Origin of the sequence: Thalassolituus sp., from assembly GCF_034111725.1 — a bacterium.
Classification (GTDB): Bacteria; Pseudomonadota; Gammaproteobacteria; order Pseudomonadales; family Oceanobacteraceae; genus Thalassolituus.
The window spans coordinates 13,599-27,033 of record NZ_JAWUWR010000073.1 but is presented as its reverse complement, the minus strand read 5'-3'; the positions used below and the strand labels follow the sequence as shown (position 1 = coordinate 27,033).

The following is a 13,435-nucleotide window of genomic DNA, read 5'->3' as shown; positions in this document are numbered from 1 at the left end:
ATGACTAGGGCAGTAGATTTTACAGAATTAGCGGTTGAAGGTGTGCGTGGGTTACGACCTTATCAGCCTGGCAAACCGATTGATGAATTAGCGCGCGAACTGGGTTTGAACGAAGCCGATATCGTTAAGTTGGCTAGTAATGAAAATCCATTAGGCCCAAGTCCAAAAGCGCTTGACGCTATTCGCAATGAACTTGCTGATTTAACTCGCTATCCTGATGGTGCCGGTTTTGAATTAAAAAAAGCCTTGTGCGCAGCGCTCGATATTCGTCCAGAGCAAATTACGCTGGGTAACGGATCTAGCGATATTCTCGATTTTATCACCCGTGTTTTTGTTAATGATGGCGATGATATCGTGGTATCGCAGCATGCTTTTGCTATTTATGGCTTAGTCGCCAAAATGGTGGGTGCCAATACCATCGAAGTTCCGGCCAAGAACTTCGGTCATGATTTAGAGGCTATGGCGTCTGCTGTTACAGAAAAAACGCGCATCGTATTTATTACTAATCCTAATAATCCAACCGGAACTTGGCTAACTAAAACCGAGTTAGAGCGCTTTATGGACCAAGTGCCTCAGCGTGTTTTGGTGCTGCTGGATGAAGCGTATTTTGAATACGTTAATGAAGCCGAATATCCCGACGGCCTGCGCATGTTGGATCAGTATCCTAATTTAGTGGTTACCCGTACTTTTTCTAAAGCTTATGGCTTGGCGTCATTACGCGTAGGGTACGGTGTGTCGAGTCCTGAGATTGCTGATTTGTTAAATCGTGTGCGTCCTCCATTTAACGTCGATTCATTTGCGTTGGCCGCTGCGAAAGCAACGTTAACGGATAGCGATTATGTCGCGCGCAGTATTGCTGAGAATGATGCCGGCATGAAACGCTTGGTTGAGGCATTTGATGCCTTGAATTTAAGCCATATTCCTTCGGTTGGTAACTTTGTCTGTTTCAAAGTACCTGTAGGCGTTAATGCGATGGATGTTTATCAAGGTTTATTGCAACGTGGTGTTATTGTGCGTCCTGTTGCTAATTACCAGATGCCAGAATATTTGCGAGTATCCATTGGTACATCAGCAGAAAATGATGTTTTTGTGGCTGCTTTAACTGCGGTGCTGTCTTGAGTTCCGAGTTTCGAATTGAGCGAATTGCCGTTATCGGTTTAGGTTTGATTGGCTGTTCTTGGGTTAAAGGCTTGCGTGCTCGTGGGCACGTTGGTTTTGTTAGTGGATACGATCGGAATCTAGAGTCAATGACGCTAGCCCAAGAGGCTGGGTTAATTGACTTTTTCAGTGAGGAAATAACGGACGTCGTTGCTGATGCCGATTTAATTATTATTTCGGTGCCGATTATGGCTGTCCGCGGAGTGCTGGAAAGTATCGTTGCATCGATTTCCTCCACTGCTGTGCTCACGGATGTCGGATCTGTGAAAGGTTCAGTGGCGGCTGATGTAAAGGCTGTGTTTGGCGATGGTTTTACACGTTTTGTGTTAGGTCATCCTATTGCGGGGTCTGAACGCAGTGGTGTTTTGGCTGCGGATGAAAATCTATATGTTCATCATAAAGTCATTATTACCCCCGAAGCTCATACCGATAGCAAAGCCTTAAAGTTGGTGCGTCAAGCATGGCGTGCTGTAGGTGCTGATATCGAAGATATGGCGGTAGAACACCACGATGAGGTCTTGGCAGCAACCAGCCATTTACCGCATTTATTGGCTTATTCTTTGGTGGATACCCTAGCCAATAGCCATGAAAATAAAGAAATTTTTAACTACGCTGCGGGCGGTTTTCGTGATTTCACTCGAATTGCTGCCAGTAGCCCTGTTATGTGGCGAGATATATTTTCTGCCAACCGCGAGCAAATACTAAAGACCTTAGATTTGTTCGAGCACGATCTTAAATTTCTTCGCGCTGCGATTGAGCTGGGAGATACGACCACCGTTATGGGCGTATTAACCCGAGCCAAGGTGGCGCGTGACCATTTTTCTAAAATACTCGCCCGACGGGCCTATGTGGATCCTATGAAAACTGCATCTGTTACTTATATTGCGACTCCAGGTCAGGCGCTGTCTGGCAGCTTCCGTGTACCCGGCGACAAATCTATTTCTCATCGATCCATTATGCTGGGGTCATTAGCTAATGGCACAACAGAAGTGAGCGGCTTTCTTGAAGGTGAAGATAGCCTCGCCACGCTGCAAGCATTTCGCGATATGGGTGTTGTGATTGAAGGGCCGCATCGAGGTCGCGTAACCATTCATGGTGTTGGTTTGCATGGCTTACAGACACCGCCAAATGCTTTGTACTTAGGTAACTCAGGTACCTCTATGCGCTTGCTGGCTGGTTTGATGGCTGGGCAGGTTTTTGATGTTGAGATGAGTGGTGATGAATCCTTATCTAAGCGTCCTATGGGGCGTGTTGCTGACCCGTTGCGCTTAATGGGGGCTGCTGTCGAAACCGCGGAAGCGGGACGTCCTCCGATTAAGGTGAAGGGTGGTAGTAAATTAAAAGGTATTCACTATGACTTACCGATGGCCAGTGCACAGGTAAAGAGCTGCGTTTTGCTTGCTGGTCTTTATGCCGAAGGTGAAACCTCAGTTACTGAGCCAGCCCCAACGCGTGACCATACCGAGCGCATGCTAAAAGGTTTTGGTTACGATGTGCAGGTTGATGGCAACAAAGTGACGTTGAAATCTGGTGGTGAATTAACGGCCACAAGCATTGATGTTCCTGCGGATATTTCTTCCGCCGCCTTTTACATGGTTGGCGCCAGCATTATGCCGGGTTCCGACATTACCCTGCAGCATGTCGGCATTAACCCAACGCGTATTGGTGTGATTAATATTTTACGCGCCATGGGCGGTAATATTGAGGTGTTGAATGAACGTGAAGTGGGTGGCGAACCCGTTGCTGACATTCGAATTCAAAGCGCCCAGTTAAAGGGTATTCATATCCCTGAAGATCAAGTCCCTTTGGCCATTGATGAATTTCCAGCCATCTTTATCGCGGCTGCTTGTGCCGAAGGCGAAACCATATTAACAGGTGCAGAAGAGCTGCGAGTTAAGGAAAGCGACCGTATTCAAGCCATGGTTGATGGCTTGATTACTCTAGGTGTTGATGCGAAAGGCACACACGATGGCGCCATTATTCAAGGTTTTGGTGCTGCTGGAAGCTTTGGCGGCGGTGAGATTGAAAGTCAGCACGATCATCGTATTGCCATGAGCTTTGCCATGGCTTCTCTGCGCGGTAGCGACCCGATTATTGTGCGTGATTGCGCAAACGTCGCGACCTCATTCCCAGGGTTTGTTGAATTGGCTAATGCAGCCGGTTTAGCCCTCAAAGTTAATGAGGAATCTGTGGATGCCTGATATTACACCAGTGATCACCATCGACGGACCTTCCGGTGCCGGTAAAGGCACTGTTTGCGCTAAGTTAGCGGAAGTACTGGGTTGGCGTTTGCTCGATAGCGGTGCGCTGTATCGCATTACTGGCTTGGCCGCGCAGCGACGCAATGTTGATCTGGAAGATGAAGAATCCGTTGCATTGATTGCGGCAAATTTAGATGTCATGTTTGAACCAACACCAGTGGGCGTGCGTGTCATTCTTGAAGGCGACGACGTTACTGACACTATTCGCACAGAAGAAGTGGGTAGCTTAGCGTCGCAGGTGGCCGCTCTTCCGGCGGTTCGCGCAGCGCTGCTGCAGCGCCAACGTGATTTCCGTGAAGCTCCGGGCGTTATCGCTGATGGCCGAGATATGGGCACAGTCGTTTTCACGGATGCGACGGTTAAAATTTTTCTGACCGCCAGTGCCGAAGAACGCGGGCGTAGACGTTATGAACAGTTGCGCCAAAAGGGATTTGATGCTAGTTTACCCGCCCTTATCGAAGACATCCGGGCTCGTGACGAGCGTGATAGCACTCGTGCTGTTGCACCTCTACGCCCTGCGGAAGACGCTTTACTGATTGATAGTACATCAAGATCTATTGATGAAGTCTGTGAATTGGTAATGAATCAGGTCCGTAATTTAGGACTGATCTGAGATGAAACTCTTTTGCTAGCCAGCTCTCAACAGAGAAGAAGCAAAGGAATTTTTATATTGACTAACACCAAGTGACTGGCCATTTGGACAGCGCAGCTTTCCATTATTCACCCCGGAAACGCGCACTAACGAGATAGGTAGATACTCATGAGCATGAGCGAAAGCTTTGCAGATTTATTTGAAGAATCCTTAAAAGATCTGGACATGAAACCAGGTTCAATTGTTATCGGTACTATTGTTGATATCGATAGCGACTGGGTAACTGTTAACTCAGGTCTAAAGTCTGAAGCCGTTATCCCACGCAGCCAGTTCCTGAACGACAAAGGCGAACTAGAAGTTGCGATCGGTGATGAAACTTACGTTTCTCTAGAAGCGGTTGAAGATGGTTTCGGCGAAACTAAACTATCTCGTGAAAAAGCCAAGCGCGCTGAAAGCTGGAAAGAGCTTGAGAAAGCTTTCGAAGCTGACGAAATGGTTATCGGTGTTATCAACGGCAAAGTTAAAGGCGGCTTCACAGTCGACCTTAAGAACATCCGTGCATTCTTGCCTGGTTCATTGGTAGACGTTCGCCCTGTACGCGATACTGCTCACCTTGAAGGCAAAGAATTAGAATTCAAAGTTATCAAGCTAGATGCTAAGCGTAACAACGTTGTTGTATCTCGCCGTGCGGTTCTTGAAGCTGCTAACAGCCAAGAACGCGAAGAATTATTGGCTAACCTACAAGAAGGTCAGTCTGTTAAGGGTATCGTTAAGAACCTGACCGACTACGGTGCATTCGTAGATCTGGGCGGTGTTGACGGCTTGCTACACATCACCGACATGGCGTGGAAGCGTATTAAGCACCCAAGCGAAATCGTTGCTGTTGGCTATTAAATCGACGTTAAAGTATTTAAATTCGACCGTGAGCGTAACCGCGTTTCTCTAGGTCTGAAGCAGTTGGGCGATGATCCATGGGTTAACATCAATGACCGTTACCCAGAAAACGCTCGTGTTACTGCACGCGTTACTAACCTGACTGACTACGGCTGTTTTGCTGAGTTGGAAGAAGGTGTTGAAGGTCTTGTTCACGTTTCTGAAATGGATTGGACTAACAAAAACATTCACCCAAGCAAAGTTGTTCAAGTGGGCGACGAAGTGAATGTAATGGTTTTGGATAACGACGAAGAACGTCGTCGTATCACTCTTGGTATCAAGCAATGCACCATGAACCCATGGGAAGAGTTTGGCACTAAGTGCAATAAAGGCGACAAGATCTCTGGTAAGATCAAGTCAATCACTGATTTCGGTATCTTCATCGGTCTAGATGGCGGCATCGACGGTTTGGTTCACTTGTCTGATATTTCTTGGAACGATACTGGCGAAGAAGCCGTTCGTGCATACAAGAAAGGCGATGAGCTAGAAACGGTTATTCTTTCTATCGATCCAGAGCGCGAGCGCATTTCTCTAGGTGTTAAGCAGCTAGAAAGCGATCCATTCTCTGAATACGTTTCTGAGAACGACAAAGGCACTATCATCAACGGTAAAGTAATCGCTGTTGAAGCAAAATCTGCAACTATTGAGATTTTGCCAGGTGTTGAAGCAACTTTGAAAGCGTCTGAAATCAGCCGCGATAAAGTAGAAGATGCTCGTAACGTTCTGAACGAAGGTGACATGGTTGAAGCTGTTATCACTGTCGTTGATCGTAAGAACCGTACTATCGCTCTGTCTATCAAAGCGAAAGACAGCGTAGACGATAAAGCAGCATTGAAAGAACAGCGCGCGAAAGCAGACGCTGAGATCACTGGTCCTACCACTATTGGTGACCTGATCAAAGAACAGTTAAACCAAAAAGACTAAGTCTTGTTGAGTTAACCGTTTAAAGAAACCCGCTTCGGCGGGTTTTTTTATGCCCAAAGAAAATCATTCTGACCTTTTTGGCTTTTATGGTGTTGATAGTGACGTACGGAGTGGACAATTTGCATATTTTCTGATCACAGTGTGCATTGCTTGCTTGCAAAAGGGTTGAGCTAACTGCATGATTTAGCTAGATTTATTGTGAAGCTTTGTTCTCAAGGAGGGATAGGCGGTGACAAAATCTGAGTTAATAGAACGTATTGTTGGAAGACAACCTCAGCTTTCATCGAAAGATGTTGAGTTGGCTGTTAAGACCTTGCTTGATCACATGTCGCTGACGTTATCGTCTGGTGAGCGTATCGAAATTCGTGGCTTCGGCAGTTTTTCGCTGCACTATCGCGCGCCTCGTACGGGTCGTAATCCAAAAACGGGTGAAACAGTGGATCTGACGGGTAAGTTTGTTCCGCATTTTAAGCCGGGTAAAGAATTGCGCGACCAAGTGAACGATGGTCTGGATCCTGAGGATGACTGAGGTCTGAAATTTAGGGTATTTAGTTTCAGATTTATTGATCTAGCGCGGATCATTCTATCGATTCGCTGGTCTAGGTTTAGTGTTCTCAATTGAGCGTTGGTATAGTGGCCAGCGAAACGCGATGTCTTGTTTTATTTTGGTGCGACAATAGGAATGCCTGACGGCTTATGATGGATTCGGCGCTGGTTTATATCTTATTGCTCACTGGAGTAGCCTTAGGTTGGACGCTTGGCTATCGCTTTGCGCAGCAAGGAAAGAAATCGGAAAAACCCGACTGGATTCCGAGTATTGAATACCTCCTCGCAGAATCTAACGATGCCTCGTTAGCAAAACTTCTTAACGTTGACCAAATTGATGACGATGCCATCGATCTTTTTTTAAAGCTAGGACGTAGCTTACGAGAAAAAGGCGAGGCTGATCGCGCAATTCATCTTCATCAAGCACTGTTTGCACGCGCTGATTTGCCTCGTAGTACACTGCATCTACTGGAACTTGAATTGGCACTGGATTATTCGTGTGCCGGATTATTAGATCGTGCTGAAAAACTTTACGTTGAATTGCTGGATAGTAAGGGGCGAGTGCACGAACAGGCCTCTCGTTATCTTGTTGAGTTATTAGAGGAAGAAGGTGAGTGGCAGCGTATATTTGATCTTCATAAACAGCGTAAATTCGCCTCTTTAGATCTGTTGGATCGTCGTATTTCTCATGCTGTTTGCGAACTCGCCGAGCGAGCCGTTGCTCGTGGCGATTATTTAGAAACTCAGAACCTTTGTCGGCAAGCGTTAAAAATTGATTCTCGCTGCGCACGAGCATTTGTTGTGTTAGCCGACATGGCGTATCACCAAGGTGAATATCGAGAAGCCATACGTTGCTACTTAAAGGCTGTCGATATAGATGATCAGGCATTGGTACGAATACTCGATCGCTTGGTGCTGGCATTTAAGGCTGTAGATGATAGCAAGGGCTTGAAAGAGCACCTGCAACGGCACTGGAATTTAACCCATTACGTGCCAGCATTAATTGCAACAATGGAATCGCTGGCGAGCGAAGAAGGCCCAAATCAGGCCATTCCACAGTTGTTAGCAGAGTTGAAAAATCACCCATCAAATCAAGGATTTTTCGCATTAGTTGAGCTCGTTGTACAACATCGACAGCAGCTCGATAAGTCGCAGTTGCTAGTGGTCTATGATATCCTGCGGCGAATTGTTGCAAGCGAACCTAAGTTTGTTTGTACTAACTGCGGATTCAAGGCGAAGGAACCCCATTGGCGTTGCCCCAGCTGTAAAAACTGGTCGACCGTCACTGCATGTGTTCCCGCGCCACCAATGGCAAAATTGGACCTATGACGACATCATCTTCAACAACAATTAAATCGCCAATTGTTGTCGCACTCGATTTTCCAACGGCTGAACAAGCGTTGGCAATGGCAGACCAACTAGACCCGACATTATGTCGGATGAAAGTCGGTAAAGAACTCTACACGGCCACTGGCCCGATGATTTTGGAACAGCTGCATAAACGCGGTTTCGATGTATTTCTCGATTTAAAATTCCACGATATTCCCAATACTTGCGCGAAAGCCGTTGGCGTTGCTGCGGACCTTGGTGTGTGGATGGTCAACGTACACGCATCCGGCGGCGAACGCATGATGGTTGCTGCGCGTGAAGAATTAGAAAAGAAAAGTCACAAGCCACTACTAATTGGCGTTACCGTTTTAACCTCGATGGAACGCAGCGATCTTGCAGGCATTGGCTTAGACATCGATCCTATTCAGCAAGTAGAGCGTTTAGCGCGCTTAACTGAGAAATCAGGGTTAGATGGCGTTGTATGCTCGGCTCAAGAAGTGAAATTGATCCGTGATATTTGTGCGCCATCGTTCTTGACAGTAACACCGGGAATTCGCCCAGAGGGTTCAGATATTGGTGATCAAAAGCGGGTGATGACGCCGCGTCAGGCGAAGGAAGCGGGGGTGGATTATATGGTGATTGGTAGGCCGATAATTCAGTCTTCTGATCCAGTCAGGGTATGCCAAGACATTCTTACACCAATTAAACGCTGGTGATGGCGGGGTGTCTGATTCGTATAAAAGCAGAACAGAAGAGACAAGTAACATCCCTTTCTTACTTCTGCCATGATGCGTTTTTTGCTGACTGTAGCTAAAAAGCCTTATATAAATCAATTCTTCAGGTGGTTGCTAAAAGCAAATTCAAGCCACCTCATATTCTTGGATTCTGAAGTTTGAAACAAGTAGCAATCGTTGGGTATGGTGAAATTGCCAGAAAAGAACATGAGCCGGCAATAAATGACAGTGATGCTTTTCAGCTGGCCTGCACGGTTTCTATAGATCAGGGTCATGCTGAGCTTCCAAACTTTAAAACAATTACCGATGCGATCAATTCAGGGATTGAGATTGATCTTTTTGCTCTTTGTGTTCCCCCTGGGATCCGAATCAGTTTGGCAAGAGAAGCAGTCGCTGCTGGGAAAAGTGTTTTATTGGAAAAGCCTCCAGCTGTTAATGAAGATGAGCTAGATGAGTTGCGGTTACTGGCTGAACGCAACGATGTGTCCGTGTTCACAGCATGGCATTCGAAGTATGCACTTATGGTACCTACCGCTAAAGCCCTCTTAGCAGATAAAGCTATTCAGTCAATTGAAATAGTCTGGAAAGAGAGTGTCGATGTCTGGCACCCGGGGCAGGAGTGGATCTGGAAAAATGGCGGCTATGGTGTATTTGATTCGGGCTCGAATGCCTTTTCTATACTAACTGAACTGCTGGATTCAGACATTTCTTTTGTCAGTGGCATGTTGAAAATTGAGTCAATCCATGAGATGCCCTCTCAAGCCAAGATTGAGGGCGATGTTGCAGGAGTAGATTTTATAGCGGATCTGGATTGGCGATGGAATGAAAAAGAAGTCTGGGAGCTGCGGTTCAAGTGTGAAAATAATGACGTATTATTGCTTTCTGATGGTGGGACAAAACTGTTCTTTAATGGTGACGAAATAATTTCTGAAATTACAGACTATATTAGCGAGTATTCAGAAATTTATAGAAAAATGGACAAACTACTTTTGTCTGGGGAGAGTGAAATTGATTCTCGTCCTATGAAAATCTGTTTGGATGCCCTGAGTCTGTCCGTAAAAACTTTTATTCAACCCTGTCTCGATAAGGATGAATGTCATCCGATTCAGCTGTTGGATTCAAGGCGGTGCGAGTTGGGCGAAGGGCTTTTCTGGCATCCTATGAGGAAGCAGTTGTTCTGGTTCGATATTTTGAGCAAAAAACTTCTTTCTAATAAAGATGATAAAGAGATTGAATGGTGTTTCGATTGCCATATATCTGCAGCGGGATGGATTGATCAGAACCGTCTGCTTCTGGCGAGCGATCGGGGGCTTTTAGAGTTTGATATTGAAACCACAGCAACAAAGGTTTTAGTCGAGGTTGAGTCCGACAGAATGGAAACGCGGTCAAATGATGGTCGCACGGACAGAGTTGGTGGCTTTTGGTTCAGTACAATGGGTAAGCATGCAGAATCTGCTTTGGGTACATTGTATCGTTACTATAAAGGGCATGTTCTCGAGGTCTATACCGGTATAACGATACCTAACACAATATGTTTTTCCCCGGATGGTAGTGTTGCCTATTTTTCTGATACCAGTAAGCAGTTAATTTGGAAACAGAAGTTGTGCACTGATACAGGTGAACCAGAAGGCGATAGAGAAGTATGGTTGGATTTCAGTGGTACAGACTTCTATCCCGACGGGGGGGATGTGGATAAGGAAGGTAATGTGTGGATTGCGTTCTGGGGGCTAGGGCGGATAGAAGTCTATAATTCACAGGGGCAGAAGATTAGGCAGATTGGTTACCCTGCGTCTAACGTTAGCTGTCCGTTGCTAGCCAATGGGCGATTGTACGCTGTTTCGGCCTTGCAATGTTTATCGGAGAAACAGAGAGCTGACGAAGTATATTCAGGGATGACTTTTGAAATGTTGCTGAACTCTGATTTTTTGGAAGTTCCTAGGGTTTTATTATGAGGGAGTCAAACAAGAAGCTGGTTAGTGTCATTATCAGAACGCTAAATGAAGAGCGATACCTGGAAGAGTTATTGATGAAAATATCAATTCAGGATCGGACAACCTACGATGTAGAGGTTGTTATTGTAGATTCAGGTTCAACCGATAGTACACTCGACGTAGCGAAAAAATGGAAGGCTCGTATAACTCATATCAGTAAAGATGATTTCAGTTTTGGCCGTTCATTGAACATTGGCTGCGAGTTTTCAAAAGGAGACTTTCTTGTATTTATTAGTGGGCATTGCATTCCTGTTGATGAGTATTGGGTAGAAAATCTGGTTACCCCTCTAGAGGCGAAATGCGTTTACACCTATGGTAGACAAATTGGCCGTGATACGACTAAATATAGTGAACGCCAGTTATTTCATAAGTATTTTCCTAAAGAATCAAGGATTCCTCAGACGGGATTTTTTGTGAATAATGCGAATTCTGCGATTCGCCGTGAAGTCTGGGAACGCTTCCTTTTTGATGAAGAATTGATGGGATGTGAAGACATGTATCTCGCCCGTCAGATTGTTAATGTTGGTCAGAAGCTGGGCTATATTGCTGAAGCGTCCGTGTATCACATACATGATGAGGCTTGGGGTAGGGTAGCTATCCGTTATGAGAGAGAGGCTATTGCACTCCAGCGCATCCTTCCAGAAATCCACATTAATTTTCTAGATATGTGTAAGTACATTGTTGTTGGGGTGTTAAAAGACTCCAGCGCTGCCTTCAGAGAAGGTGTTTTAGCGAAGGAGTTCGTGTCGATTATACGTTTTCGTGCAGCCCAGTATCTCGGTGCTTACAAAGGTAACCGAAGTCACAGGATTTTATCGACCCAGATGAAATCCAAATATTTCTATCCTCGTGTATCTGATATGGATATAGAATAATATGACTAGTGAAAAAAAGCTCAAAATCGTTGCTATTATGCCTATGAAAGCTAATAGCGAGCGCGTAAAGGGTAAGAATTTTAAGGACTTTTGCGGAAAGCCTCTCTTTAGTTGGATGCTCGATACGTTGCTTTCGGTTGACGCAATAGACACCATTATAATAAACACGGACGCGCGCTCGATTCTTGCTGAAAACGGTCTATTAGATAGCGACCGGATTCTTATTCGTGACCGTCCTGCCGAGATTTGCGGTGATCTTGTCTCAATGAACCGAGTCATCGAGAACGATATAGAGAATGTTGATGCGGACATCTATTTGATGACCCATACGACTAACCCACTTCTGTCCAGAAAGTCTGTAGAGTCTGCTTTGGCGCAATATATTGATGGTTTGAAAAACGGCGCGGATTCTCTTTTCACTGTGAATAAAGTCCAGACACGTTTTTATGACGAACATGCGGCGGCAATTAATCATGATCCAGATAATCTGATTCGGACACAGGATCTCGAGCCTTGGTATGAAGAAAACTCGAACCTTTACATTTTCTCAAAAGATAGCTTTGAGAAAACTAAAGCACGCATAGGCAAAGCACCGGCGATGTTCGTCACGGAACCGTTTGAGTCTACAGATATTGATACTCCCGCAGATTGGGAGCTAGCAGAAGTTTTAGTTGCGTATTATCGCTCAAAGGGAGTCATTGAATGAAAGTGATGGTTACTTGCCCACCAATGCTGGGTATGAAAGAGCAGTTTATTCCATTGTTTGAAAAACAAGGCATAGAGGTTTTCTGTCCTAATGTTACTCAAACACTCTCTGAAGAAGAGTTGATTGAGTTGGTTCCTAAATTTGACGGTTGGATTATTGGCGATGACCCGGCTACTCGCAAAGTCTTCGAAGCAGGAAAGGCTGGAAATCTCAAGGCTGCTGTAAAATGGGGTATTGGAGTTGATAATGTCGACTTCCAGGCCTGCAAAGACCTCAATATTCCGATCACGAATACGCCGGGTATGTTCGGTGCAGAGGTTGCTGACGTGGCTCTTGGGTATCTATTGGGAGCAGCTCGCGAGACGTTCTACATCGATAGAGAAATCCGAAATGGCAGTTGGCCAAAGAATCGCGGTATGTCCTTGGTAGGGAAAACAGTCGGGGTTATCGGTTATGGTGACATCGGTCGCAATACCGTTTCGCGGGCAAAGGCATTCGGTTTGAAAACGGTCGTGTATGATCCGGGAGTTAATTCGGTAGATTCAGGTTCTGAGCTTTGTATCTGGCCTGCTGACGTCGATCAATGTGATTTCCTCATATTCACCTGTTCATTAAATGCTACCAATAGACATATGTTGGATAAATGCGTTTTAGATGAGTGTAAGGAAGGGGTGATTGTGATTAATGTAGCCCGCGGACCACTGATTTGCGAAGAAGACCTAATTGCTGCCCTGAAGTCTGGAAAAGTTAAGTCTGCAGCTCTCGACGTCTTTGAATTAGAGCCTTTACCCAGATACTCCTACTTGAGAGAGCACCCTCTGTGCATACTGGGTTCTCATAATTCCTCAAATACAACTGAAGCAGTTTGTCGGACCAATAATATCGCAGTGGAAAAGCTTATTAGCTTTCTAGAGAGTAAGTGATGAAGCAAGCTGTAATTATTACAGGAGCTAATGGGGAGATAGGCTCAGCTTTGTGCGAAGCTTTTACTCATAGTGATGTTGTAGTTATTGGTATAGACGCTTCTCAATATATTCACATGCTTGAATACTACCTCCAACTAGATCTAAATAATTGAGTTTCTGATGAGCATATAGAAAAGATAAATTTCAACAGTAATAACGGAATTTAGACTGGCAGCTCTGGTTAATAAAACAACCTCCCAGATTCTGGGAGGTCTGAAAATTTTCTATGTAGAGGGTTTTCAAGAATCATTAAATGTGAATATCCTAGCGCCATAGACTCTGTCTAAAGCTCTTTATACTAGTCTTACGGAGAGAAGAGGAACAACTGACAATGTTGGGAGTATTCATTCGAAACTAACTAAAAAAGGCTTTTTAGCATACTGTACTTCTAAATCAGTACTTCACGGACCAGTTAAAGGAC

The 13,435-nt window shown here is 45.2% G+C and carries 11 protein-coding genes and 1 pseudogene; all 12 read left to right on the top strand.

Features of this window, described 5'->3' with window-relative positions; translation table 11 throughout:
* The 12 genes and pseudogenes from hisC (at window position 1) to UXZ23_RS12430 (ending at window position 13,127) form a co-directional block, all read left to right on the top strand.
* A complete protein-coding gene (gene hisC / locus UXZ23_RS12485) occupies window positions 1–1,119 on the top strand; it encodes a histidinol-phosphate transaminase (protein ID WP_320820894.1) in 1,119 nt (372 codons plus the stop codon).
* Window positions 1,116–3,359, top strand: a complete 2,244-nt coding sequence (locus tag UXZ23_RS12480) for a bifunctional prephenate dehydrogenase/3-phosphoshikimate 1-carboxyvinyltransferase (RefSeq protein ID WP_320820893.1) — start codon at window positions 1,116–1,118, stop codon at window positions 3,357–3,359. Before hisC ends, UXZ23_RS12480 begins: the two co-directional genes overlap by 4 nt.
* The gene (cmk, locus tag UXZ23_RS12475) at window positions 3,352–4,032 is read left to right on the top strand and encodes a (d)CMP kinase (protein ID WP_320820892.1); all 681 of its coding nucleotides are present in this window, start codon (window positions 3,352–3,354) and stop codon (window positions 4,030–4,032) included. Before UXZ23_RS12480 ends, cmk begins: the two co-directional genes overlap by 8 nt.
* Window positions 4,033–4,185: 153 nt before the next feature.
* Window positions 4,186–5,868, top strand: a pseudogene (rpsA, locus tag UXZ23_RS12470) (30S ribosomal protein S1).
* Between the two features lie 229 nt (window positions 5,869–6,097).
* Window positions 6,098–6,397 (top strand): integration host factor subunit beta, encoded by a 300-nt coding sequence (ihfB, locus tag UXZ23_RS12465; protein ID WP_015487403.1) that lies wholly within the window; start codon window positions 6,098–6,100, stop codon window positions 6,395–6,397.
* 167 nt (window positions 6,398–6,564) lie between these two features.
* The gene (locus UXZ23_RS12460; protein ID WP_320820891.1) at window positions 6,565–7,743 is read left to right on the top strand and encodes a tetratricopeptide repeat protein; all 1,179 of its coding nucleotides are present in this window, start codon (window positions 6,565–6,567) and stop codon (window positions 7,741–7,743) included.
* The gene (gene pyrF, locus UXZ23_RS12455) at window positions 7,740–8,459 is read left to right on the top strand and encodes an orotidine-5'-phosphate decarboxylase (RefSeq protein WP_320820890.1); all 720 of its coding nucleotides are present in this window, start codon (window positions 7,740–7,742) and stop codon (window positions 8,457–8,459) included. The genes UXZ23_RS12460 and pyrF overlap by 4 nt, the downstream gene beginning before the upstream one ends.
* Window positions 8,460–8,635: 176 nt before the next feature.
* Entirely contained in the window at window positions 8,636–10,429 is a 1,794-nt protein-coding gene (locus tag UXZ23_RS12450; protein ID WP_320820889.1) for an SMP-30/gluconolactonase/LRE family protein, read from the top strand.
* Window positions 10,426–11,343 (top strand): glycosyltransferase family 2 protein, encoded by a 918-nt coding sequence (locus UXZ23_RS12445; RefSeq protein WP_320820888.1) that lies wholly within the window; start codon window positions 10,426–10,428, stop codon window positions 11,341–11,343. Before UXZ23_RS12450 ends, UXZ23_RS12445 begins: the two co-directional genes overlap by 4 nt.
* A 1-nt stretch (window position 11,344) precedes the next feature.
* Entirely contained in the window at window positions 11,345–12,049 is a 705-nt protein-coding gene (locus tag UXZ23_RS12440; protein ID WP_320820887.1) for an acylneuraminate cytidylyltransferase family protein, read from the top strand.
* A complete protein-coding gene (locus tag UXZ23_RS12435) occupies window positions 12,046–12,972 on the top strand; it encodes a phosphoglycerate dehydrogenase (RefSeq protein ID WP_320820886.1) in 927 nt (308 codons plus the stop codon). Before UXZ23_RS12440 ends, UXZ23_RS12435 begins: the two co-directional genes overlap by 4 nt.
* Complete coding sequence (locus UXZ23_RS12430) at window positions 12,972–13,127, top strand: NAD-dependent epimerase/dehydratase family protein (RefSeq protein ID WP_320820885.1); 156 nt, start codon at window positions 12,972–12,974, stop codon at window positions 13,125–13,127. The genes UXZ23_RS12435 and UXZ23_RS12430 overlap by 1 nt, the downstream gene beginning before the upstream one ends.
* Window positions 13,128–13,435: the final 308 nt, after the last annotated feature.

Bases quoted from the DNA above. Each gene is read 5' to 3' on its own strand.
- hisC (WP_320820894.1), top strand. From the start codon at position 1: ATGACTAGGGCAGTAGATTTTACAGAATTAGCGGTTGAAGGTGTGCGT.
- cmk (WP_320820892.1), top strand. From the start codon at position 3,352: ATGCCTGATATTACACCAGTGATCACCATCGACGGACCTTCCGGTGCC.
- UXZ23_RS12460 (WP_320820891.1), top strand. From the start codon at position 6,565: ATGATGGATTCGGCGCTGGTTTATATCTTATTGCTCACTGGAGTAGCC.
- pyrF (WP_320820890.1), top strand. From the start codon at position 7,740: ATGACGACATCATCTTCAACAACAATTAAATCGCCAATTGTTGTCGCA.
- UXZ23_RS12445 (WP_320820888.1), top strand. From the start codon at position 10,426: ATGAGGGAGTCAAACAAGAAGCTGGTTAGTGTCATTATCAGAACGCTA.
- UXZ23_RS12440 (WP_320820887.1), top strand. From the start codon at position 11,345: ATGACTAGTGAAAAAAAGCTCAAAATCGTTGCTATTATGCCTATGAAA.
- UXZ23_RS12435 (WP_320820886.1), top strand. From the start codon at position 12,046: ATGAAAGTGATGGTTACTTGCCCACCAATGCTGGGTATGAAAGAGCAG.
- UXZ23_RS12430 (WP_320820885.1), top strand. From the start codon at position 12,972: ATGAAGCAAGCTGTAATTATTACAGGAGCTAATGGGGAGATAGGCTCA.